The sequence below is a fragment of the Pontibacter aydingkolensis genome (assembly GCF_019443125.1).
Taxonomy (GTDB): Bacteria; Bacteroidota; Bacteroidia; order Cytophagales; family Hymenobacteraceae; genus Pontibacter; species Pontibacter aydingkolensis.
This window is the reverse complement of record NZ_JAHYXK010000013.1, coordinates 17,204-40,097: the sequence shown is the minus strand read 5'-3', so window position 1 is coordinate 40,097 and position 22,894 is coordinate 17,204. Positions and strand designations below refer to the sequence as shown.

The 22,894-nt window shown below is 42.8% G+C and carries 21 protein-coding genes; 11 read left to right on the top strand and 10 right to left on the bottom strand.

The window, feature by feature from the left end:
* Nucleotides 1-24 precede the first annotated feature (24 nt).
* Complete coding sequence (der, locus tag K0O23_RS14575) at nt 25-1,338, bottom strand: ribosome biogenesis GTPase Der (RefSeq protein ID WP_219878175.1); 1,314 nt, start codon at nt 1,336-1,338, stop codon at nt 25-27.
* Nucleotides 1,339-1,407: 69 nt separating this feature from the next.
* Nucleotides 1,408-2,295 (bottom strand): GTPase Era, encoded by an 888-nt coding sequence (gene era, locus K0O23_RS14570; RefSeq protein WP_219878174.1) that lies wholly within the window; start codon nt 2,293-2,295, stop codon nt 1,408-1,410.
* A gap of 264 nt (nt 2,296-2,559) precedes the next feature.
* Here era and hemH point away from each other — a divergent pair, with 264 nt between their 5' ends.
* Together hemH and K0O23_RS14560 are read left to right on the top strand one after the other, a co-directional pair.
* Complete coding sequence (gene hemH, locus K0O23_RS14565) at nt 2,560-3,588, top strand: ferrochelatase (RefSeq protein WP_219878173.1); 1,029 nt, start codon at nt 2,560-2,562, stop codon at nt 3,586-3,588.
* Between the two features lie 159 nt (nt 3,589-3,747).
* Entirely contained in the window at nt 3,748-5,043 is a 1,296-nt protein-coding gene (locus K0O23_RS14560; protein WP_219878172.1) for an amidohydrolase family protein, read from the top strand.
* Nucleotides 5,044-5,110: 67 nt separating this feature from the next.
* On the opposite strand, the gene K0O23_RS14555 is transcribed toward K0O23_RS14560, so the two are convergent.
* The 3 genes from K0O23_RS14555 to glmM form a co-directional block, all read right to left on the bottom strand.
* Nucleotides 5,111-5,692, bottom strand: a complete 582-nt coding sequence (locus K0O23_RS14555; RefSeq protein WP_219878171.1) for an LOG family protein — start codon at nt 5,690-5,692, stop codon at nt 5,111-5,113.
* 97 nt (nt 5,693-5,789) lie between these two features.
* Complete coding sequence (locus tag K0O23_RS14550; protein WP_219878242.1) at nt 5,790-6,932, bottom strand: cysteine desulfurase family protein; 1,143 nt, start codon at nt 6,930-6,932, stop codon at nt 5,790-5,792.
* A 135-nt stretch (nt 6,933-7,067) separates the two neighbouring features.
* Nucleotides 7,068-8,459, bottom strand: a complete 1,392-nt coding sequence (gene glmM / locus K0O23_RS14545; protein ID WP_219878170.1) for a phosphoglucosamine mutase — start codon at nt 8,457-8,459, stop codon at nt 7,068-7,070.
* Nucleotides 8,460-8,736: 277 nt separating this feature from the next.
* On the opposite strand from glmM, the gene mazG reads away from it, so the two are divergent.
* The 9 genes from mazG to K0O23_RS14500 all read left to right on the top strand — a co-directional run bounded on the left by mazG (nt 8,737) and on the right by K0O23_RS14500 (nt 17,098).
* Nucleotides 8,737-9,549 (top strand): nucleoside triphosphate pyrophosphohydrolase, encoded by an 813-nt coding sequence (gene mazG / locus K0O23_RS14540; protein ID WP_219878169.1) that lies wholly within the window; start codon nt 8,737-8,739, stop codon nt 9,547-9,549.
* A gap of 521 nt (nt 9,550-10,070) precedes the next feature.
* Complete coding sequence (locus K0O23_RS14535) at nt 10,071-10,943, top strand: MotA/TolQ/ExbB proton channel family protein (protein WP_219878168.1); 873 nt, start codon at nt 10,071-10,073, stop codon at nt 10,941-10,943.
* Nucleotides 10,944-10,961: 18 nt separating this feature from the next.
* Nucleotides 10,962-11,573, top strand: coding sequence for an ExbD/TolR family protein (locus tag K0O23_RS14530; protein ID WP_219878167.1), 612 nt, complete (start codon nt 10,962-10,964; stop codon nt 11,571-11,573).
* 77 nt (nt 11,574-11,650) lie between these two features.
* Nucleotides 11,651-12,118: an ExbD/TolR family protein gene (locus K0O23_RS14525; protein WP_317195697.1), complete on the top strand. Its 468-nt coding sequence runs from the start codon at nt 11,651-11,653 to the stop codon at nt 12,116-12,118.
* 2 nt (nt 12,119-12,120) lie between these two features.
* Nucleotides 12,121-12,945 (top strand): energy transducer TonB, encoded by an 825-nt coding sequence (locus K0O23_RS14520; RefSeq protein WP_219878165.1) that lies wholly within the window; start codon nt 12,121-12,123, stop codon nt 12,943-12,945.
* Nucleotides 12,946-13,298: 353 nt separating this feature from the next.
* A complete protein-coding gene (locus K0O23_RS14515; protein WP_219878164.1) occupies nt 13,299-14,129 on the top strand; it encodes an energy transducer TonB in 831 nt (276 codons plus the stop codon).
* Between the two features lie 157 nt (nt 14,130-14,286).
* Complete coding sequence (locus K0O23_RS14510) at nt 14,287-14,508, top strand: hypothetical protein (RefSeq protein WP_246597129.1); 222 nt, start codon at nt 14,287-14,289, stop codon at nt 14,506-14,508.
* Nucleotides 14,498-15,445 carry a PstS family phosphate ABC transporter substrate-binding protein gene (locus K0O23_RS14505; protein WP_219878162.1) on the top strand — a complete coding sequence of 316 codons (948 nt, stop codon included), beginning with the start codon at nt 14,498-14,500 and terminating at the stop codon, nt 15,443-15,445. Before K0O23_RS14510 ends, K0O23_RS14505 begins: the two co-directional genes overlap by 11 nt.
* A gap of 57 nt (nt 15,446-15,502) precedes the next feature.
* Nucleotides 15,503-17,098 (top strand): tetratricopeptide repeat protein, encoded by a 1,596-nt coding sequence (locus tag K0O23_RS14500; protein ID WP_219878161.1) that lies wholly within the window; start codon nt 15,503-15,505, stop codon nt 17,096-17,098.
* 115 nt (nt 17,099-17,213) lie between these two features.
* On the opposite strand, the gene K0O23_RS14495 is transcribed toward K0O23_RS14500, so the two are convergent.
* The 5 genes from K0O23_RS14495 to K0O23_RS14475 all read right to left on the bottom strand — a co-directional run bounded on the left by K0O23_RS14495 (nt 17,214) and on the right by K0O23_RS14475 (nt 22,892).
* Nucleotides 17,214-18,245, bottom strand: coding sequence for an RluA family pseudouridine synthase (locus tag K0O23_RS14495; protein ID WP_219878160.1), 1,032 nt, complete (start codon nt 18,243-18,245; stop codon nt 17,214-17,216).
* Nucleotides 18,246-18,334: 89 nt separating this feature from the next.
* Nucleotides 18,335-18,949, bottom strand: a complete 615-nt coding sequence (locus tag K0O23_RS14490; protein ID WP_246597128.1) for an OmpH family outer membrane protein — start codon at nt 18,947-18,949, stop codon at nt 18,335-18,337.
* Nucleotides 18,950-18,980: 31 nt separating this feature from the next.
* Nucleotides 18,981-19,634, bottom strand: a complete 654-nt coding sequence (locus K0O23_RS14485) for an OmpH family outer membrane protein (RefSeq protein WP_219878159.1) — start codon at nt 19,632-19,634, stop codon at nt 18,981-18,983.
* A gap of 13 nt (nt 19,635-19,647) precedes the next feature.
* A complete protein-coding gene (gene bamA, locus K0O23_RS14480) occupies nt 19,648-22,140 on the bottom strand; it encodes an outer membrane protein assembly factor BamA (RefSeq protein WP_219878158.1) in 2,493 nt (830 codons plus the stop codon).
* A gap of 8 nt (nt 22,141-22,148) precedes the next feature.
* Nucleotides 22,149-22,892: an isoprenyl transferase gene (locus K0O23_RS14475; RefSeq protein ID WP_219878157.1), complete on the bottom strand. Its 744-nt coding sequence runs from the start codon at nt 22,890-22,892 to the stop codon at nt 22,149-22,151.
* Between the last annotated feature and the right edge of the window lie 2 nt (nt 22,893-22,894).

Below are 22,894 nucleotides of genomic sequence, written 5' to 3'. Positions count from 1 at the left end.
ATATTTTAATCACCTAATATTTTTCTATTTTTTCCTGAAGATTAATTTTACCGGAACCCCCTCAAAACCAAAGTGCTCACGCAATCTGTTTTCCAGGTAACGCATGTATGGCTCTTTAATATATTGTGGCAAGTTACAGAAAAACGCAAACGTTGGGTTATGCGTTGGCAACTGCGTGATATACTTTATCTTTACAAACTTGCCTTTGATTGCTGGTGGCGGATAACGTTCGATATCAGGTAATAGCAGGTCGTTTAGCTTAGAGGTTGGTATTTTCTGCGTTTTGTTATCATACACCTCCATGGCTTTCTCAACGGCTTTGTGTATACGCTGCTTGGTAAGTACAGATGTAAAGACAACCGGTACATACTTGATAGGCGCAATACGCTCCAGAATAGTTTCTTCAAACTCTTTGGTAGTGTTTGTCTCCTTCTCAACCAGGTCCCACTTGTTTACAAGTATAACAATGCCTTTGCGGTTCTTTTCAGCCAGTGTTATAATGTTTACATCCTGGGCTTCAATACCTCGGGTAGCATCCAGCATCACGATACAAACATCGGCGTCTTCCAGGGCACGAATCGCACGCATTACCGAGTAAAACTCAACATCTTCGCTTACCTTGCTTTTACGTCGCAAACCGGCTGTATCTACTATAATAAACTCTTTGCCAAAGGCATTGTATCTTGAGTGTATCGCATCGCGCGTTGTGCCGGCAATGTCGGTTACGATGTTGCGCTCTTCGCCTAGCAGCAAGTTCACAAAAGAAGACTTACCTGCGTTCGGGCGGCCAAGCACAGCTATTTTAGGAATGCCTGCGTCAGGATCTTCCACGCCTTCGTCTTTAAAGTGCTTTACTACCTCATCCAGCAGTTCGCCGGTACCAGATCCGTTCTGAGACGATAGTGGATAAATCTCCTCCCCTACGCCCAAGGCATAAAACTCACCCATCTGGTGCATACGCGCATTTGTATCTGCTTTATTGGCTACTACATAAATCGGCTTTTTGGAACGACGAAGAACGTTTGCAAACTCCTCGTCAAGACCTGTTAAGCCAGCATCCACGTCCACCATAAAAAGTATAACGTCGGCTTCGTTCATAGCCAACTCTACCTGGCGGTTGATCTCGGCTTCAAAAATATCGTCGGAGCCATGCACATAGCCACCGGTGTCAATTACAGTATAAAATTTTCCGCACCATTCGCCGTGGCCGTAGCTTCTGTCGCGGGTAACGCCGCTCACGTTGTCCATGATGGCTTTACGCTGGCCAATTAAGCGGTTAAAAAGCGTAGACTTGCCCACGTTTGGGCGGCCTACAATTGCAATGATGTTTGATGACATCGAATTAAAATAAAATAGTTAAAGTGCCCCCGGAGCACCTTGCCCCGAAGCTTTATGCTGTGCGCCTACTTACTCGCTGTAACCGAAGCGCCGAAGCAGCTTTTGGTCGGTTCGCCAGTTTTCGTTCACGCGCACATACAAATCAAGAAATACTTTTTTCTGGAAGAAGTCCTCCATATCCACACGGGCCTGCATGCCCACTTTTTTGAGTGCCTCGCCTTTATGGCCTATTACAATGCCTTTCTGGCTGCGGCGCTCCACGCTTATCTCAGCACGGATGCGGATAATGGCCTCTTCCTCTTTAAACTCCTCTATAACCACTTCGCAGCTGTAAGGAATTTCTTTTTTATAGTTAAGCAAGATCTTCTCCCGGATGATCTCGGACACAAAGAAACGCTCAGGCTTGTCAGTCAGTTCATCTTTAGGATAAAAGGCTGGATGCACAGGCAAATAATGCAGCAGGCGGCTAAACAGCTGCTCCAGGCCGAAATTGTGCAAAGCAGATATCGGATGGATCTCCGTCGGCTTCATCACTTCCTGCCAGTAAGCCACCTTCTCATTTACCTCTTCTTCTGTGGCTTGGTCAATCTTGTTGATCAGTAAAAGTATAGGCACCTCTGCATGCTGCAGGCGCTTGATCACATCGTCCTCGTCGTGCTTCTCGTAAATATCCGTCACGAAAAGTATAACGTCGGCGTCCTCCAGGGAGGTGCGCACAAAGCCCATCATCGATTCGTGCAGGGCGTACTGCGGTTTGATAATACCAGGCGTATCGGAATACACGATCTGGAAATCATCTCCGTTCAGGATACCCATGATCCGGTGCCGCGTGGTTTGTGCTTTTGATGTAATAATGGAGAGCTTCTCGCCTACCAGTGCGTTCATCAACGTTGATTTACCCACGTTTGGCTTGCCCACTATACTTACAAATCCGGCTTTATGCTGTGTATCGGCCATACTCTAAAATTTAAGGATGCAAAATTACTTCTTTTTTACGAGACTGCGGCGTATAATCTAATTAATTGTAAATGAGGGAGTGATGTCTGCAACTTATACTTTACTCCATTCCGGCAAATAATTTTACAGCCTCCTCAAACATTATCCCATACTTAAAGCTTTACAAGCAGCAGTTACTTCTCTATTGGTCTATAGATAATATCGATTTACAACAAACAACTTATACTTTGTATCTTTGCAAACCAGAAGAAGACAATTAGTTTAATGAACAAGAAAACCAGCGGCAAAATTGGCGTTTTACTAGTAAACTTAGGAACACCTGACACGCCTAATACGCCTGATGTAAGAAAATACCTGCGCGAGTTCCTGCTGGACAAACGCGTGATTGACATTCCTGCCATTGCACGCTATGCGCTGATAAACGGCATAATTGCCCCGTTCAGGGCTCCTAAATCCGCTAAAGTATACAAAGAGCTATGGACAGAACGCGGATCGCCGTTGCTGTACCATGGCCGCGACCTGCAGGAGAAACTACAAGCTTCACTTGGCAATGGCTACCATGTAGCTTTTGGAATGCGTTACCAGAGCCCAAGTATAAAAAGTGCTTTGGAGGAACTGCGCGAGCAAAGCGTAGACCGTATCATCGTGCTGCCGTTGTTCCCGCAATACGCTTCAGCCTCTACAGGATCTGTGCAGGACAAAATAATGGAGATTGTAAAGGACTGGTGGATCGTGCCAAGTATAAACTTTATCTCATCGTTCTGCGATGATCCTGGTTTTATTAACGCATTTGCAGAACTGGGTAAGCAACACATGGCACAGGATAACTACGACCATGTAGTGTTCAGCTACCATGGCCTACCGGAGCGCCATATACTTAAAGGCAGCGACCACGGCTATTGCAAGCTTGGCTCCTGCTGCAACAGCTATAATAAGCGTAACAAATACTGTTATCGCGCCGCCTGCTTTGCTACATCACGGTTATTAGCCGAGCAGCTTGGCCTGCGCGAAGACCAGTACACTGTAGCTTTCCAGTCCAGGTTAGGTAAAGACCCGTGGCTACAACCTTACACCGACTTTATTTTAAAAGACCTTCCGGCCAAAGGAATAAAGAAAGTACTAGCTTATAGTCCTGCCTTCGTAGCCGACTGCCTTGAAACCACCATTGAAGTTGGCGAAGAGTTTAAGGAGATGTTTTTAGAAGCAGGCGGTGAGAAGTGGCAACTGGTGGAAAGCCTTAACTCAAACCCGATGTGGGTGGAGGCAGTCAAGGAAATGATTCTGGCAAACTAAAGACTGGCAGGTTTTTAGTAAAATCCTATTCCTACATTTATTTCAGGTTAAACTGGTCAGCTATTAAAGCAGCAGTAGACCAGTTTAACCTGAACATTTCATCCGCTCCGAAGCCTCCCGTTTCTGCTGCTTAACGATTTCATTCGCTCATACAATACTATGAAGAAACCCTTTCTGACACTTACTCTTTTCTTTTGCTGTCTTTTTGCACATGCTCAAAATCTTTATGTAAAAAACGTAAACATTGTTGATGTTAAAGAAGGCACAATATCAAAACACCGGAATATTTTGATCACGAATGGCCGTATTGCATCTTTTAACCCTAAAAAGCGCCAGACACGCCACCATGCAGTAATTGATGGGAAAGACAGATATGTGATACCGGGACTTTTTGAAATGCACGCTCACATTGGCCCCCAAAACAAGTACTTTTTACAGGATTTTGTAAAGTTCGGCATAACCAATGTCCGTGTTATGGCAGGTAGCGAGGGAGTGCTCGCTTGGCGCGACTCGATTGACAATCTGTTACTAACAGGTCCGTCGTTGCAGGTTGTGTCACCGGTTTACGATGGCAACCCGCCCTTATGGGGCGAAGCGCATGCAGGCCCCATCCTAACCGATAAACACCAAGTACGCGAGCTGATAGCCAAACACAAGCAAATGGGCTACCAAGAGATAAAGGTATACAATCGCCTACCGGAGGATATATACCTTGAAATTTTGAAAGTCGCATCTGAAAAAGGCATTAAGGTGACAGGCCATCTACCTTATACTTTAAGCAAAGAGAATTTCGGAGACCCAAGGCATAACAGCCACGAACACCTCGACGGGGTTATACAGTATGCCACAGAGATTTCACCAGATTTTGAATCTCTGAAAGAAGAACGCACACGAAACGAACTGTACCTGAATTATGACAGCCTGCGACTTGCACCTTACGCCGCCAAACTCAAAAACAACAAAGTATGGCTTACACCTACCTTAAGTTTATACGCCAATATCAACAACAAAAAGGTAAAGCAGGAACTTAAGCAGCTGAGATCACAGCAATCTGTGCAAGGCCTCCTAGGCTGGTGGGAATCTTTACCTGCAAGTTTACAAGATAATTTTAAGCTGAAGTCTGATGTACACAGGCAATTTGTCCAGCATCATTTTTTAGATTATGCCGACTATATCTTAATAGGCACTGACTCCCCCAATCCTTACAATTTACCGGGGCTGGCGGTTCACCACGAAATGGAGTACTTGGCTGACGCAGGGTTTACCAATGCTGCAGTTTTGAAAATGGCCACTTACAATGCTGCGCGATACGCCAACCTCACTCAGGACTATGGTTCCATAGAAGCAGGCAAATACGCAAACCTTGTCATACTGGAAGACAATCCACTGCAAGACATCCGGAACACAAAAAAAATACACCAAGTAATACTAAAGGGGAAGCCACAGTTGGAGTAGTTTTTACTATATGCAGAAGAGCCTTCTACGTTTTGAAAGGTTGAAACCTTCACGGTACTCTTATACTTTATATTCTTCTAAAATCTACCCAGTAATCAGAAGTAGCATCTGCGTAAGCCCTGATCTTTTGTAGAAGCACCTCCGGGTTATCCTCTATGATCAGGTTTTCGCGCTGGTCATACTTTACAAAGCCTTCTGCTACGGTATGCTCTACCATCTCCAGAAATTTATCCCAGTAACCATTCGTGTTTAAGAAGGCAACAGGCTTTTTGATGATGCCCAACTGATTCCAGGTGATGATTTCGCAGATCTCGTCGAATGTACCGAATCCGCCGGGCATAGCGATAAAAGCATCCGACCTGGCAGCCATAATGGCTTTACGCTCGTGCATTGTTTCTACCACCACCAGCTCCTGCAGTCCGGTATGGGCCACTTCCCTATCTACCAGGCTTTGCGGAATCACGCCTATACCTGTACCTCCACTGGCTAAAATGGCATCGGCAATCACACCCATCAGGCCCACATTACCGCCACCGTATACCAGTTCTACACCTTGCTCCGCCATCAGCTCGCCAAGTTTTGCAGCAGCTTTGCTGTACACATCATTAATACCTGCGTTGGCTCCACAAAAAACGCCTATACTTTTCATTTTACACTTTATACTTTAACTAAAAATCAGTTTACAAAGAAAGGCTCCAACATTACTGCTGAAGCCTTTTTATACTTTATCTGAGGCTGTGCTATATTTAAGCCAGCTCCTTTTTATACAACTTAGCAAGCGTTTCAGCTACGTAGTCAATCTCTGCCTCGGTGTTATACTTACTGAACGAGAAACGAACAGAGCCGCGGGATGGATCTACGTTTAGTGCACGCAGCACATGCGAGCCCGCATTGGCGCCGCTGCTGCAGGCACTTCCTCCCGATGCCGAGATCTTGTTAATATCCAGACTAAACAGCAACATTTCGTTAATCTCAGAGGCAGGCAAATTCACATTTAACACCGTGTACAAACTCTTATCTCCAAACTCCGACATGCCGTTAAAGCTTATATCCTCCATCTGCTCACGCAGTTTATAGATCATTCTGTCTTTCAGCGACTGTATGTATTTGGCATGGTCGTCCATGTCGCGGTAAGCAATCTCCAGCGATTTAGCCAGGCCGATAATACCGTACACGTTTTCGGTGCCACCACGCATGTTGCGTTCCTGTGCGCCACCTTGTATCAGGGGTTGTATTTTTATGTTAGCATCACAGTATAAAAAGCCCACTCCCTTTGGCCCATGAAATTTATGCGCCGAACCAACTATAAAGTTAGCTCCAAGGGTTTGCACATCGTGTTTGTAATGCCCCATGGTCTGCACCGTATCCGAGTGGAAAACGGCATCATACTTTTTGCAGATTTCCCCAATCGCCTTAATATCGTTCAGGTTACCAATCTCGTTATTGGCATGCATTACAGAAACCAGTGTGCGTGGCTGGCTTGCTAGTAGTTCCTCCAGGTGCTCGAGGTCCAGGTTGCCGCGTTCGTCGTGGCGCAGATAACTTACCTGCACCCCCTCCTCTTTCTCCAGCAACTCCATGGTGTGAAGCACAGCATGATGCTCCAGTTTAGTAGAGATGGCGTGCTTTATACCATAGGCGCGACATGTGCAGCGGATAGCGGCATTGTCGGCCTCAGTACCTCCGGATGTGAAGAATATCTCGGCAGGAGAGGTATTTATTAAGGTAGCTACTGTTCTGCGGGCTTTTTCTATAGCAGAGCGCACTTCACGGCCATGCGAATGTATGGACGATGGATTACCAAAATGCTCAAGCATAAAAGGCGCCATGGCATCAAAAACCTCTTTATCCAGAGGGGTGGTAGCAGCATTATCTAAATAAACACGCATCATATTTTGGATTGAACTCACTATAAACGAACCACTAAAGTATAAAAAAAAGTTGCGCCAAAAGAGAAAAACACGTCGTTTACCCTCTGGCGCAACTTTAAATTGCTAATTATTCTATGTTACAGCAACAACACATTATGCCTTTACAGAGATAATCTCTTTGATATCTGTAATGATCTTATTTGCCAGATGCTCTGCCGTGGCATTGCTATCCGACTCCGCATAAATACGAATGATCGGCTCTGTGTTTGATTTGCGCAGGTGCACCCACTCTTTGTTAAACTCTATCTTAACGCCATCAATGGTGTTGATCGGCTGCTTGGCATAACGCTCCTGCATCTGGCGCAACACCTCATCTACATTTACCTCTGGGGTAAGTTCTATCTTGTTTTTCGAGATATAATAGTTAGGATAAGAAGCACGCAAGCGAGTCATGCTCATCCCTGATTTTGCCAAATGTGTCAGGAACAACGCAATACCAACCAATGCATCTCTACCATAGTGTAGCTCAGGGTAAATAATGCCGCCGTTACCTTCTCCGCCAATAATAGCGTTCTGGGCCTTCATCATATTTACCACGTTAACTTCTCCTACTGCAGCAGCAAAGTAATCGCCCCCGGCATTCTCAGTAACGTCGCGCAGCGCTCTCGTAGACGAAAGATTAGAAACAGTGTTGCCTTTCTGGTTTTTAAGCACGTAGTCTGCCACAGCCACTAAAGTATATTCTTCACCGAACATGCTGCCGTCTTCATTTATCAACGCCAGTCTGTCTACATCCGGGTCTACTACTATACCCAGGTCAAACTTGCCTTTTTCGATCACATTTGAGATCTCGCGCAGGTTTTCCGGCAATGGCTCTGGGTTGTGCGGGAAATTCCCATCCGGCTCGCAATACAGCTTTTCTATATTTTTAACGCCGAGGGCTTCCAGCAGCATCGGCACAGCAATTCCACCAGTGGAGTTCACACAATCAATGGCTACGCTAAAGTTCTTGGCTTTTATTGCTGCAACATCAACTAAAGGCAGGTCAAGTATAGCCTGAATGTGCTTTACCATAGAGTCGCTGTCTTTGGTATAGCTACCCAGCTCCATTACCTGCGCAAACTCGAACGCCTCTTTCTCAGCTATCTCAAGCACCAGTTTACCTTCTTCCTCAGAGATAAACTCGCCTTTATGGTTTAGCAGTTTTAAAGCGTTCCATTGTTTTGGGTTATGGCTGGCAGTAAGTATAATTCCTCCGCCTGCTTTCATATCCGGCACTGCCATCTCTACAGTAGGCGTAGTAGACAGGCCCGCATCTATAATATTAATACCAAGGCCCTGTAGGGTAGCACAAACTAATTTGTTTACCATTTCGCCGGAGATGCGCGCGTCGCGCCCTACTACTATGGTGTTATTACCTGTTGTTTTTAATACCCACGTACCAAAAGCAGCAGCAAATTTCACAACATCTACTGGTGTCAAGGCTTCTCCTGCCCGTCCGCCAATAGTACCGCGAATACCGGAAATAGATTTTATTAAAGTCACTTTATGTAATTTATTTAATGCCACAAAAGTAGCGAAAAATGTGAGACTTTCAGAAGTACTTAAACCTGTTCTTAGGCAAAAACTGTCGCACATAGCAATGGCAGCTTTTAAGAAATCGCCAGCAGCTACGCAAAATCAGAAGTGAAACGAAGTCTTCCAAAAAATAAGTATAGCTTAACCTAAAGCTTATACTATAAAGTGTTCTTATACTCAGACTAGCGTGGCAGCTGCGCTAACCAAAACCTGTATGCCTCTGTTTTTTATTATCTTTGTTGTTATGATAACTCCATTAACTTTTGACGACAGCCCCCGCGGGAAACAATTACAGGCCTTTAACCGAATGCTGGATGTAATGGAAGAACTCCGCGAAAAATGCCCCTGGGACCGGAAACAGACACTTGAAAGCCTGCGGCATCTTACTATAGAAGAAACTTACGAGCTATCAGACGCCATACTTAAGAACGACCTGCCGGAGATCAAAAAGGAGCTTGGCGATATCATGCTGCATATGGTGTTTTATGCCAAAATAGCGTCGGAGATGAACGCCTTTGATATAGCAGATGTACTGAACGGCGAATGCGAAAAGCTCATCTTCAGGCACCCGCACATTTACGGCAACACCAAGGCCGAAACCGAAGAGCAAGTAAAGCAGAACTGGGAAAGACTGAAGCTTAAAGAAGGCAACAAATCGGTGCTGGGTGGTGTTCCGGCCTCGCTGCCAGCCTTGGTAAAAGCCATGCGCATTCAAGAAAAAGCAAGGGGCGCCGGATTTGACTGGGACGACAAGGCCCACGTATGGGAAAAAGTGAAGGAGGAACTAAACGAGTTTGAAACAGAGTTTAATGTAGAAGACTTTTCTAAAATAGACAAAGCACAAGCCACGGCAGAATTCGGTGACCTCATATTTTCATTGATAAATTTTGCCAGATTTATTGATATAAACCCCGAAGAAGCGCTTGAAAGAACAAATCTAAAGTTTATCAGCCGCTTTCAGTACATAGAAACAGAGGCCGCCAAAGATGGCAAGCAATTACAGGACATGAACTTGGAAGAAATGGATTATTATTGGAATAAGGCAAAAAACCTGTAGGCACGCATACAAGTTTGGTATACTTTATCTATATTTAAACCACTTTTCTTAATTAAATAATAAGCTATTTATATCGAATATACTTTTAGTTAACACATATAGCATACTTTGTTGTAGCTAGATTGCAACAAGGGCAAAATCCTAAAAGCCAGCCTATTTTCCTTCATTAATCAAGTGCAAAGCACAGTTAATCAGATTACCCAGGATAGTTGCCATTGGCAGGAACAGAATATGCATGTTAACTAGCGTTATATGCTTTGTATAAGTTGATAAAATATTTAGTTTTGTAGATGGACAGTAATGCATAAGCGTATACTGCTTATATTTTGGCATCATAAACACTTTAGAACAGGCTTAAAAAAGCTGATTTTTTAAAAATTTACAGGCTTTAATGTTTGAAAATTGTAGAAAAAGCAGAAATTGCAATTTAAATAAAGAACTAAAAGCGAAACAATTACATTTTATATTACACAAACAATTTTAATACAACACAAACAGCTAAACTTTAAACTTTAAACAAAATGGAAAAAAAGACTGCAGTAGTAAGCAAAAATGCTAATGTAGAAACCAGCGGCAGCACAGCAAGCTCAATATTTGCCACTATCGTTATCCCAATAACGTTTGTGGTTTGTGTGCTTATCTATATGTTCGTGCTTGGTAACCCTGCTAACTTTGAAGGCGGAAGCAACGAAAATCACCCACTTCCTGGTAACTACCTTGGAATTGTTTACAAAGGTGGTTGGGTAGTACCTGTTTTAATGACGTTAGTACTTCTGGTATTCATCTTCGCAATTGAGCGTGCTTTAACTATCAGCAAAGCAAAAGGTACAAAGAACGTTGCAGGTTTCGTACGTACAATTTCTGCTAAATTAAATCAGCGTGATATCAATGGCGCAATTGCTGCCTGCGATACTCAGAAAGGATCTGTTGGTAACGTGGTAAAAGCTGGTCTCCTTAAGTATAAGGAAATGCAGAACGAGCCAGAGTTGCTTAAAGCAGAGAAAATAGCTGCTATTCAGAAAGAGATTGAAGAATCTACTTCTCTTGAATTGCCAATGCTTGAGAAAAACCTTGTGATTATCTCAACTATCGCCTCTATCTCAACTCTAACAGGTCTGGTAGGTACGGTACTTGGTATGATTAAAGCGTTCTCGGCTCTTGCAGCTTCAGGTACTCCAGATGCTACTGCCCTTTCTAACGGTATCTCTGAGGCCTTGATCAACACAGCACTTGGTGTAACTGGTTCTGCTATCGCGATTATTGCTTATAACTACTTTACAAGCAAAATCGACGAACTTACGTATAGCATAGATGAGGCTGGTTTCAGCATTATCTCTACGTTCGCAGCACAGCACGAAACAACTGGTGCTCCAGTAAGACCACAAACTGTTTAATCGACTTAACACAAGAAAATGCCTAAAGTAAAAGTAAAAAGAACCAAACCTACATTGGACATGACGCCAATGGTGGACTTGGCCTTCTTGCTGGTTACTTTCTTTATGCTAACAACAAAGTTTTCTCCGGAAGAAGCGGTGGTCGTAGATACGCCATCGTCCGTTTCAGAGATCAAACTTCCTGAAGCCAACGTAATAACTATAACGGTTGATAAAAACGACCGGGTATTCTTTGGAGTTGATGGAAAGCAGACAAAGGAAGCATTACTCAACAAGATGGCAGGCAAGTACGGTGTTAGCTTCAGTCCGGTAGAAACCGAAACGTTTTCGTTAATATCTAACTTCGGTGTTCCGATGAACAGGCTTAAGTCTTACTTAGCCATGGAGACTGACGCCCGTAAGAAGTATGATAAGACCTCTCCGGGTATTCCAGTTGACTCAACAAATAATGAGTTGGCAGACTGGATACTTCAAACACGTTTGACTAACCCTAAAGTGGTAGTTGCCATCAAAGGAGACTCTGATGTAAGCTACGAAACGGTACAGAAGGTTATCAATACGCTGCAGGACAAGAAGGTAAACAGGTTTAACCTGATTACAGACATGGAAAATAGACCTACTAACCTTTAACAGAAAGGAGCTAAAAAATGGCAGAAGTACAAGAAAAAGCCGACTCCGGTAAAGGTGGGAAGAAAAGATCCAAGAAAATGTCTGTCCACCTGGACATGACACCAATGGTTGACCTTGCCTTCCTTTTGCTGACATTCTTTATGTTGACGACAACTTTCAGCAAACCGCAGACGATGGAAATCAACATGCCTATCAAGGATGTTGATGAAAGTGAGCAAATTGCGCTGAAAGCTAGTAACGCGATGACCATTATCCTGGGCGAGAATGACAAACTGTACTACTATTTTGGTCTTGGCGATCCTGCTGAGAACCCGGAAGTACTGGAGTCAGATTATTCAGGAAACGGTATCCGTAAAGTGCTTATATCGCCACGCGTTAAGTCTAACGACAAGATGACTGTGATGATAAAAGCAATGGAGAAATCCCGTTACAAGAATGTAGTCGACATTTTAGATGAGTTAAAAATAACTGATACAAGAAAGTTTGCCCTTGTTGACATTACTGACAACGACAAGCAACTTGTAGAGCAAACATTTGGACAATAATTATGGACGCAAGTAAGTTATCAAAAGCATCGCTTGATGATATCGTCTTCGAAGGACGAAATAAAGCATACGGTGCCTACCTACTTCGCAAAATTTACAGTACGCATGTCCTGAAGGCCGCAATTATCGCTACTATCTTATTCTTTATCTTTATCAGTATTCCACTGATCCAAAGAATAATAGCCGGCGATGAAGAGGAAGTAGTGGTAGAGCGAATTGTAACTGAAGTAGAACTGGCCCAGCCACCTCCAATAGATGAGGCAACGCCACCACCGCCACCGCCGCCACCGGATCTTCCACCGCCTCCGCCGCCAGTGCGAGCCAGTGTTAAATACACTCCGCCGATTGTAAAGCGTGATAATGAAGTGGTAGAAGAGGAAGAGATTCCGGATGTTGAAGTATTGGCAGAAGTTGATGCCGGTGCTAAAACAGTTGAAGGCGTAAAAGGTGCTCCGCTTGATTTAGGAGACATTGACGGAACAAGCGACGTAGTTGCAGAAGCTGTTGAAGAAAAACCTTACACTTACGTAGAGCAGATGCCATCTTTCCCTGGTGGAGAAATGGAAATGCTTAAGTACTTAAGTAAGAATATTCGCTACCCGGCAGCTGCACAGCGTGCCGGAGTTGAAGGTCTGGTAGTACTTTCGTTCGTAGTGAGTAAAACAGGTGAAATCTCTGAAATCCAGGTTGTGAAAAACCTTGGAGCTGGTACCGACGAAGAAGCTATGCGTGTTGTTAAAACAATGCCTAAGTGGACTCCAGGAAAGCAGAACGGAAGAGCAGTACCTGTTCGTTACACGCTTCCAGTACGATTCACGATCAAATAAGCATATTTAATGCAAATAAAAAGGCCAGCTGGTTAATCCGGCTGGCCTTTTTATTTGATAGCACTTATAAAAAAAAAAAATGAGAAGTATAAAGTAAAAGTTAAGAGCAGATCACTACCTGCTTTATAAAAAATAAAACAAATGATAAAGACTGCACAAAAAAACAGTTAAATGATAATTAACCAGTAAAATAACTCTCAATTCTGGCTTTAAGTGCTCTCACATCATGATTTGAGCAGATCTGCAGGATGTACAGGCGTAAAATTGTAGCAAGCAAACCGGTATTAACAGACTTTAAGAACAACCGGCAGGCATGAGACAATATATACTTTTCATCTAAAAAATCAAGAGCCATGGAAAAGAGCTATTATTTAAGCGCTACCTTTAACGAGGTAATCTTTGCAGACAGAAACAAAGGATACGGAGCTTACCAACTGCGCCGGGTGTACGACAGGAATGTTAAATTTGCTGTGGTATGTGCAACAATCTTATTTGCTGGGGCATTGCTAACGCCACTTATCAAAACTAAATTCTTCCCTGCTGCTGCAAAAGAGAACAAGCCATTCGAAAGAGATCTGGGAACTGTAGTTGTGTTAGATAATATCCCTATCCCGGAAAAGCCTAATGTTGAAGAACAAGTAGCAGTGGCACCCAAAGAAAAAGTAAGAACAGAAGCGTACGCTGCACCTAAGGTAGTCCCCAATAATGCTGATGTGCCTGAAACAGAACTTGCAAACCAGGAAGATTTGAAAGGAGCCGCTTTTAGTAGCCAAAAAAGCGATGGAGTTGAGTTAGCTACACCCAATGCAGTAATTACAGATAAAGTGCCGAATGGGTTAGATGCAGGAACAGGCGAAGAATCGAACAACAATATTTTTATTTATGTTGAGGAAATGCCTGAGTTTAACGGAGGGGAAAAAGCCATGATGAATTACATTGGCAAAAAGATAAATTACCCAAGTTCAGCGCAAAGGGAAAACATTCAGGGCCTTGTTGTCGTTACTTTTGTGGTTGCTCCTAATGGAGAAATACGCGATGCCAAAGTAGTAAAAGGCCTTGGCTATGGTACAGACGAAGAAGCCTTAAGAGTAGTAAGTGGAATGCCAAAATGGAAACCCGGCAAACAAAATGGCAAGCCTGTATCAGTAAGGTATACTTTACCTATCAGATTTAGCATGAGATAATAATTATTTTGAAACGGGAAAGCATGAGCATATAAGCGGAATTATATGCTCATACTTTCATTTGTAATCCACAAACGTTAATTTTAAGGGTTAAACAATAATCCGATAGCTATTACCAAGAATGCTTAGACCTCGTCGAAATAAACCATCCGGTAATATGGCACAAAAATTTGTGCGTATATTCAGTCTGCTAATGACATTGCTTTATGTTGGCCTCGGAATATTTCTGATCACCATAGATAAGGCAAAATTAAATCTAAATATTTCGGATGAGGTGAGAATGGTACTAGGTGGAGTCCTGATCCTATATGGTGCAGTACGTTTTATACGAGTTTATCAGGTAAGCAAGAAATCTAGAAGATACAGGGATGAAGAATAAGATATTTAATACCATCTTTGGTGTAGCAATAACATCAATTCTATTGTCCTGTGGTGGAAATGACCCTAAAAAAGAACTTGACACGCCAACTACAGGAAGTATAAAGATAAGTGTAGATGAGTCTTTTCAACCTATTATAGAATCCCAGATCAGCACATTTGAAGGCATATATAAATATGCTAACATAGATGCCGCTTACAAAGCCGAAGGTCAGGTTGTACAAGATATGCTAAACGATAGCACACGTGTTGTTGTACTCTCCAGAGAATTAAATGATGGAGAGAAGGCTGTTTTTGACAAGTATAAAAGGATACCGCGTACTACAAAAATTGCAATAGATGCTGTTGCACTAATAGTTAACAAAAACAACAAAGACACACTGCTTACAATTGATGAGTTAAAAAAGATCTTTTCAGGTAAAGTAAAGACCTGGAAAGAATTGAATGAAGATTCGAAACTAGGAGACATCACAATTGTATTTGACAATAATAACTCCAGCACAGCACGGTATGTACGTGACTCTTTAATTGCTGGCCAGCCATTACCGTCTAACACTTTTGCTTCGAACTCACATAAAGCGCTGATAGATTATGTCAATCAAAACGAAAATGCATTAGGTGTTATAGGAGTAAACTGGATCAGCGATTTTGATGACGCAAACGTTATCGGCTTTATGAACAAAATAAAAGTAGTTGGTATCAGCCGCGATCCTGCTCCATTCTCAACAGACAGTTATTTTCAACCTTATCAAGCATACATCGCACAAGCCGAATACCCCCTACGCAGATATCTGTATGTCATTAGTACTGAAGGCCGTACAGGTCTTGGCACAGGATTTGCATCATATGTAGCAGGTGACAAAGGACAACGAATTATACTTAAATCGGGACTAGTGCCTGCCACAATGCCAGTACGGGTTGTTGGTTTTAGAAACTAAGGCCTTTTTTACCTATCACAAACAAACAATTACAGAAACAACTAAACCTAAATTACAATGACGAAGAATTGGAAGTATATCGCCCTTATGGCGGCAGCCTTTCCTGCAACAGCAGCGTTCGCACAATCAGGAGGTGCAGGACAGAAAGCCGTTGATTTAGAGCGCTATGAAGAAGCTAAATCTATTTATAAATCTCAACTAGGATCAAAGGATGCCGATAAAGCATACTTTGCAATGGGAGATATTTACCTGAAAACGGAGAAGCCAGACTCAGCAGCTTACTATTTTAATCAGGCTCTTGCCAAAAACTCTAAATCATCTATAGCTCATGTTGGCTTAGGTAAACTCGCGTTACAGAAAGGCAATATGGCTGCAGCCGAAAATCATTTTAAAGATGCTTTAAAAAGAGGCAAGAAAGACTCTTATGTACTTACAGAGATCGGTGAAGCTTATGTAACTGCTCCAAATGCTACAGAGGTGCAGATAAACAAAGGCATTGAGTATTTGAATCAAGCATTACAGCGCGATAAGAATAACGCCGAAGCAAGTGTTGTACTTGGTGATGCATACCTTGCTGTTAAGAAAGGCGGAGAGGCTATGACAGCCTATGACAGAGCGATTCAGCTTGATAACCGTTTTGCTAAGGCTTACTTAAGAAGAGGCCAGTTATACACCAGTTCGCGCAACTACAACGAGGCAGAAGAGGCTTTCAAAAAAGCTATAGAAATTGATCCTAATTATGCTCCTGCTTACCGTGATCTAGGTGAGTTATATTACTTTGCAGGTCAGTATGATAAGGCTTTATCTACGTTCCAAAAGTATGTGGATATGGCTGAGAAAACGCCGGAAACCCGTGCGAAGTATGCTTCGTTCCTGTTCCTGACTAAGAACTACGATCAAACATTGAAAGAAGTAGAGCAGGTATTACAAAAAGACCCTGCTAATACTGTAATGAATCGTTTAAGAGCTTATTCGTACCTTGAATTAGGGCAGCCTGAAAAAGCATTGGAGGCAATGAATACTTACCTTCAGAAGGTTGATAAGTCTAAGCTTATTTCTAGTGACTATGAGTACTATGGTAAGATTTTAGGCAAGAATAACCAGAATAAGCAGGCTATCGAGAACCTGAACAAGGCAATCGCGATGGACTCATCTAAGGTAGAGCTTTACTACGATCTTGCTAACCTGTATGCAAAAGACAAGCAGTTTAACAAAGCTATCGAAACATACCAGATTAAGCAGGATAAGCATGGAGTATCTAACACAGATTACTTCCATATGGGTAATGCTTATATGATGTCTGAAGACTATAAGAAAGCCGATGAGACCTATGCTAAAATTACAGAGACAAACCCTACGTATGCGTATGGCTATATCTGGAGAGCACGTGCTTTAGCAAACCAAGACCCTGAAACAGAGCAAGGCTTAGCAAAGCCAATGTATGAGGAGTTCGTAAAGCAGGCCGGATCTGATACAGAAAAGTATAAAAAAGAGCTTATCGAAGCGAACACGTATTTAGGTTATTATTATTACCTGAAAGGCGATCGTGAGAATGCTGTTAAGCATTATTCTGTTGTGAAGCAATTAGACCCTGCCAACCCTCAGGCTGAGACTGCACTGAATGAAATCAACAAGTCTGCTAAGAAAAAGTAATTAGCAAGACTATAAAAAAGGAAGGCCTGCTCATATGAGCAGGCCTTCCTTTTTTATACCTGTTTTTGGTTAACACTCCCCAATAATACATATCAGTATATACTTTTACATAAAGTTACTCAGCATAGAGTTCCCATTTTTCAAGCACTTGTCTGAAGTCATCAGGTAGATCGGTATTAAACTGCAGAAACTCCTTTGTTACCGGATGTATAAAGCCTAGCGATTTAGCATGCAATGCCTGTCTGGGCATAAGCTTAAACGCATTATCTACAAAAGCCTTGTAGGTACCTGTAGGCATACCAGTCAGTATCTTATCTCCGCCATATGTGGCGTCTGAGAAAAGAGGGTGGCCAATATACTTCATGTGTGCCCTGATCTGGTGCGTACGCCCTGTCTCGAGGTTACACTGTACTAGCGTTACATACTTATACCTGCGCAGCACTTTATAATGTGTTACAGCGTGTTTTCCGTAGTCTCCTTCAGGATATACCGCCATTACCTTACGGTCTTTTACGCTTCGCCCTACGTGGCCTTTAATAGTACCTGCTTCTTCTTTTACATATCCCCATACCAAAGCATAGTATGTTCTTTCTATACTGTGATCATAGAATTGCTTTGCAAGGTAAGCCATACTATAATCCGTCTTGGCAATAACCAAAAGGCCTGATGTATCCTTATCAATGCGGTGCACCAAGCCCGGCCTACCTTCACCATTTTGGGTCGTTGGCAGATTTTGCAAATGGTATACTAATGCATTTACCAGTGTGCCATTCCAGTTATTATAGGCCGGGTGCACTACCATGCCTGCAGGTTTATTAACCAGTAACAGTTCCGTATCTTCGTAAAGTATATCTAGTGGTATGTTTTCCGGAGAAATATCTGTATCGCGGGGTGGCTCTGCCAGCGTAACCGTAATAACATCTTCAGGCTTTACTTTATAACTTACTTTTACTGGTTTTTGGTTTACCTGAACTGCTTCTGATTTAATGGCGCCCTGCAGCTTATTACGTGTAACGTTTGGCAAGCGATCCATCAAGAACTTATCAATCCGAAGCAGGCTTTGCTTCTTGTCTACCACAATCCGGTGGTGCTCGTACAATTCATCAGAATCTTCTGCTGTTTCTTCCTGATCTAAATAATCAACCACGTTTATTACTTGCTTGGACTAAAACAAAAAAGAAAGCCGAAGTAAATACATCGGCTTTCTCAAACTATAAATTTTATACTTCTGCTAGATTAGTTCTTCTTCTTTACAGGAGATTTAGTAGCAGATTTTGCTGGTGTTGTAGCAGCAGGCTTAGCAGCAGCTGGCTCAGGTGTTTGCTGCGCTTTAGCAGGATCTACACCTAATTTCTTCAGCACAAGAGGAGAAATATCACCGTCCTCTGGGCCTGCAAGCAATGCTTGGTTGCTGATAACATAAGTAAAGCCGTTCTCTTTTGCTACATCTTTAATTGCCTTATCAATCTTAGCAATGACAGGATCAACTAATGTTTTCTCTTTTTGCTGCAAAGACATTTGTGCGTTGCGCTGAAACTCCTGAATAGAGTTGTTCATGTTCATCAACTCCTTCTCTTTATCTTCGCGGATAGTCTTATCCATTGTAGGTGCGCCTCTCTCATAAGCCTGCAGTTTAGCTTCATACTCACTGTATTTGCCCTTTAGCTGGTTTTCTAATTGAGTGCTATGCGTTTTAAGTTCAGACTCAATTTGCTTACTTTCTGGCAATTGTAGCAGGATGTATTCTACATTAGTATAACCAATTTTAAGGGGCTGGTCGTTGCTTTGTGCGAAAGACGCAAAGCTGATCAGTAAGAACGCTACTACTAGGGTTTTGATTTTGTTCATCATTGGTTGGTTAATTTAAAATAATATTCAGTTTCTAGTTTTTAGACTTCTTTTTTGGTGCCTGTTTGCTGTTATTATTTTGCTGCAGGCTTTGCTGCTCTTCTGTTTCCGGTAAGTTATCCGGATCATCAGCAGTATTAGTAGCCGGCCGTTTTCCTGGTGTGTTCTGCCTGTCGGAAGCTAAGCCAAGCTCTTCCAGTACATATTCTGTATAATCATGTACAGGATTCGTGTAAATCATTACCAGATCGCCGGACTTATCAAACATGATCTGCAGGCCTTTAGCTTTGGACACCTTTTCTACAGCTGTAAAAACCTCGTCCTGTATGGGCCGCATTAACTCCTGTCTACGCTTAAACATCATGCCTTCGTAGCCAAATACTTTTCGCTGATAATCACGTAGTTCGGTGTCCTTCTTGGCGATCTCCACCTGGCGCTTCTTCTTCATTTCTTCTGTCAGAAGCACTTCTTCGGCTTTATAGTCCTGTTTTAGCTTATCAACCTGCTGTTGTAAAATCTCTATTTCTTTCTGCCAGGCATCGGCGTACTTGTCCATCTCCTGCTGCACTTTGTTATATGCAGGCATTTTGCTCAAAATAAAATTTGAGTCAATATAACCAAACTTCTGTGCTTGCGAAATATGCGCAAGCAAAAAGCTTGTTAAAAAGATGAACAAAAACTTTTTCATACTAATTCCTTATTTAGCGTATCTGCTGGCCTATGATAAAGTGGAACATACCACGCTTATCATTTTCACCACCTGGTAAAGTGTCCAGTCTCCAACCATAGTCAAAGCCAAGCATACCAAACGCAGCCATAAATATTCTGGCACCAACACCCGTAGAGCGATACAGCTTAAACGGATTAAATCTTTCATAAGACCCAAAGTTGTTACCTGCCTCCACAAACGCTAGTCCATAAATAGTGGCAGCCGGGTTTGGAGATATCAGATAACGCGCTTCAAGCACAAATTTATCATATGCAACACCACCTGCAGAACGCAATGTCTGATCATCAATGTTTACAACTCGCTCATCGTCGTAACCGCGTAAGCCAATGAACTCTGTTCCTACAAATATGTTGGCACCACCAAGACCAGAACCACCTAATTTAAATCGCTCAAAGGGCCCTATCTGCTCATCAGCGCTATAAGTGCCCAGGAAGCCAAAGTGTGCTCTTGTGTTCAACACCAAATTTCCTGCCAGGTTTATAAAGTATGAGGCATCAAACATAAACTTATTAAACTCAATGAACTCATACTGGTTTTTCCTGTCTGCAAATAGAGAGTATGGTGGCGTAAGATTCATACTTAACGAGATAGAAGAACCGCGCCGTGGGAACGTTGGGTTATCTATGCTGCTACGGCCTACAGTATTTACAAGCGAAATACTGTTAGAGGTACCATTATCAAATCTTTGACTGCCAAAGCCCTGGAACAACGGATAGTTGTTCAGGTTATAACGGTTAAACGATAAAGAGTGGTTCATGTAAAAGAAGTCATCCGGCCAGTTCAGACGGCGACCTAAGCTAATAGCAGCACCATCTACGTTCAGGCGCTGGTCTGCATCACCAGGAATTCTTCTAACCGTTTTAAACAAGCTTACAGAAAACGAATTACGCTTACGGCCACCCAACCAAGGCTCTGTGAACGACAATGAGTAAGACTGGAAATATTTACCGTTTGCCTGTACGTTAAGCGATAAACGCTGGCCATCGCCACTTGGAATTGGTCTCCACTCCGACAGGTTAAACAACTTGCGTGTAGAGAAATTGTTAAGTGTAAGCCCAACAGTACCTACGGCGCCAATAGGGCCACCCCAACCACCAGATAAGCTGATTTGGTCGTTTGGTCTTTCTACTACACTGTAGTTAATATCTACCGTGCCATCCGCTTGGTTTGGTACCGGCACCATACCGATTTGTTCCGGGTCAAAGTAGCCAAGGCCGGCTAGTTCGTTACGAGATCGAATTAAATCGTCGCGACTATACTTCTGGCCTGGTATGGTACGTAATTCACGCAGAATTACATGGTCACTCGTTTTATCGTTACCGGTTACCCTTACTTTGTTAATGGTTGCCTGAGGTCCCTCAAAAACACGCATTTCCAGATCAATAGAGTCTCCTATAATAGCTACCTCTACAGGATCAATGCTTGAGAACAAGTATCCGTCGTTTTGATAAAGGCCGGACACATCTATACCACCTGTCGGATTGTAATTAATTCGTTTCTCCAGTTCCTGCTGGTTGTATACATCGCCCTTCTCAATGCCCAATACCCGTGTCAGGTAAGCGTCATCATACAGGTAATTTCCTTTCCATACAATATTACGGTAATAGTAGCGGGTTCCTTCATCTATCACTAAACGTATACCCAGCCTGTCATCGCTGATTCTATAAACAGAGTCAGAAACAATAACAGCGTCGCGGTAGCCTTCTGAGTTGTAAAAATCGAGCAGAAGTTCTTTGTCTGTTTCGTATTCTGCTTTCTGATACTTTGATGAGGTAAATATCTTATAGAACTTCTTCTCTTTTGTTTTCTTTAGCTGGCGCTTCAGCTTTTTGTCCGTGAATGTCTCGTTGCCTACTATATCTATCTCCCCGATTTTAACTTTATCACCTTTGTCAATGGCAATATCAAGCACTACACTGTTAGGCAACGTAGTAGATGGGCGCTGCACTATATTAACTTTTGCGTTCAGGTAGCTTTTTTCGCTGTAGTACTTGCGGATGGCATTTCGGGTGCTGTTCAATACGGCATCCGTTACAATCTTACCTTTCTGAAGTGGCACTTTACCCTTCAGTGCATCTGCCTGTGTCTTGTTTATACCTGTAAATGCAAAATCAGCTAAGCGGGGACGCTCCGTCAAACTAAAATTTAACCAGATACGGTCTCCTTCTGTTTTAGTGATAAATACCTCAACATCGCCAAGTATGCCCTGCTCCCACAGTTTTTGTATTGCGCGGCTGATATCCTCACCTGGTACGGTAATCTCATCGCCTATCTTAAGGCCTGTAATAGAAACCAGCGCAGAAGGCACCAGGAAGTTTGCTCCGCTTACCGTAATATCAGCTATTATGTACTGCCGGGGTTGGGAGTAATCGACAGGGTTTGTTTGCGTAGCGTTGTTTAAAACTTGGGAGAAAGCTGTGCCTGCCATTAACAGAAACACAAATACCCAGATGCATCTTGCCATTAATATTTTCACTTGGTTAGTTGTTCACTTGTTTTTCCGAACCTGCGCTCACGGCGCTGATAAGAAATGATTGCCTCAAATAAGTGCTCTTTTCTGAAATCGGGCCAGAGCAATTCTGTAATGTATAGTTCTGTGTATGCCATCTGCCACAGTAAAAAATTACTGATGCGTTGCTCTCCGCTTGTTCTTATCAGTAACTCCGGATCGGGCATACCAGCAGTTGACAAATAATTTGCGACCGTGGACTCATTAATGTCTTCAGGCTTTATATTACTTTGACCCACCTCAATTGCTATTCGTTGCATTGCTTGCGTAATGTCCCAGCGTCCGCTATAGCTCAGGGCAAGCACGAGTGTCATTCTGGTGTTTTGCTTAGTAAGCTCAATAGCCTCCATCAACTCTTTTTGGCAAGAGGCCGGTAAACTGGCAGTGTTACCAATAGTTTGTAAGCGGATATTATTTTTATTCAGGGTAGCAGTTTCTTTCCTGATAGTAGAGACCAGCAGCTGCATCAGCGCAGAAACTTCTGTAGCTGGTCTTTTCCAGTTCTCTGTAGAAAAAGCATAAAGTGTTAAATACTCCACTCCCAGCTCAGCAGCGCTCTCCACAGTTTCGCGTACTGCGGTTATGGCGCTCTGATGGCCAAATATGCGCAATCCTCCCCGCTGCTTTGCCCAACGTCCATTTCCGTCCATTATAACGGCAATGTGCCTGGGTAAATTGTTTAAGTCAACTTTCTCTTTAAGATCCATTA

What these genes read in the sequence shown, in the direction of transcription:
- der (WP_219878175.1), bottom strand. Translation starts at nt 1,338, where the DNA reads ATGTCATCAAACATCATTGCAATTGTAGGCCGCCCAAACGTGGGCAAG.
- K0O23_RS14550 (WP_219878242.1), bottom strand. Translation starts at nt 6,932, where the DNA reads ATGCGTGTTTATTTAGATAATGCTGCTACCACCCCTCTGGATAAAGAG.
- K0O23_RS14515 (WP_219878164.1), top strand. Translation starts at nt 13,299, where the DNA reads ATGGAAAAGAGCTATTATTTAAGCGCTACCTTTAACGAGGTAATCTTT.
- K0O23_RS14560 (WP_219878172.1), top strand. Translation starts at nt 3,748, where the DNA reads ATGAAGAAACCCTTTCTGACACTTACTCTTTTCTTTTGCTGTCTTTTT.
- hemH (WP_219878173.1), top strand. Translation starts at nt 2,560, where the DNA reads ATGAACAAGAAAACCAGCGGCAAAATTGGCGTTTTACTAGTAAACTTA.
- K0O23_RS14500 (WP_219878161.1), top strand. Translation starts at nt 15,503, where the DNA reads ATGACGAAGAATTGGAAGTATATCGCCCTTATGGCGGCAGCCTTTCCT.
- K0O23_RS14525 (WP_317195697.1), top strand. Translation starts at nt 11,651, where the DNA reads ATGTCTGTCCACCTGGACATGACACCAATGGTTGACCTTGCCTTCCTT.
- K0O23_RS14490 (WP_246597128.1), bottom strand. Translation starts at nt 18,949, where the DNA reads ATGATGAACAAAATCAAAACCCTAGTAGTAGCGTTCTTACTGATCAGC.
- K0O23_RS14505 (WP_219878162.1), top strand. Translation starts at nt 14,498, where the DNA reads ATGAAGAATAAGATATTTAATACCATCTTTGGTGTAGCAATAACATCA.
- K0O23_RS14530 (WP_219878167.1), top strand. Translation starts at nt 10,962, where the DNA reads ATGCCTAAAGTAAAAGTAAAAAGAACCAAACCTACATTGGACATGACG.
- mazG (WP_219878169.1), top strand. Translation starts at nt 8,737, where the DNA reads ATGATAACTCCATTAACTTTTGACGACAGCCCCCGCGGGAAACAATTA.
- K0O23_RS14535 (WP_219878168.1), top strand. Translation starts at nt 10,071, where the DNA reads ATGGAAAAAAAGACTGCAGTAGTAAGCAAAAATGCTAATGTAGAAACC.
- era (WP_219878174.1), bottom strand. Translation starts at nt 2,295, where the DNA reads ATGGCCGATACACAGCATAAAGCCGGATTTGTAAGTATAGTGGGCAAG.
- bamA (WP_219878158.1), bottom strand. Translation starts at nt 22,140, where the DNA reads ATGGCAAGATGCATCTGGGTATTTGTGTTTCTGTTAATGGCAGGCACA.
- K0O23_RS14485 (WP_219878159.1), bottom strand. Translation starts at nt 19,634, where the DNA reads ATGAAAAAGTTTTTGTTCATCTTTTTAACAAGCTTTTTGCTTGCGCAT.
- K0O23_RS14520 (WP_219878165.1), top strand. Translation starts at nt 12,121, where the DNA reads ATGGACGCAAGTAAGTTATCAAAAGCATCGCTTGATGATATCGTCTTC.
- K0O23_RS14475 (WP_219878157.1), bottom strand. Translation starts at nt 22,892, where the DNA reads ATGGATCTTAAAGAGAAAGTTGACTTAAACAATTTACCCAGGCACATT.
- K0O23_RS14555 (WP_219878171.1), bottom strand. Translation starts at nt 5,692, where the DNA reads ATGAAAAGTATAGGCGTTTTTTGTGGAGCCAACGCAGGTATTAATGAT.
- K0O23_RS14510 (WP_246597129.1), top strand. Translation starts at nt 14,287, where the DNA reads ATGGCACAAAAATTTGTGCGTATATTCAGTCTGCTAATGACATTGCTT.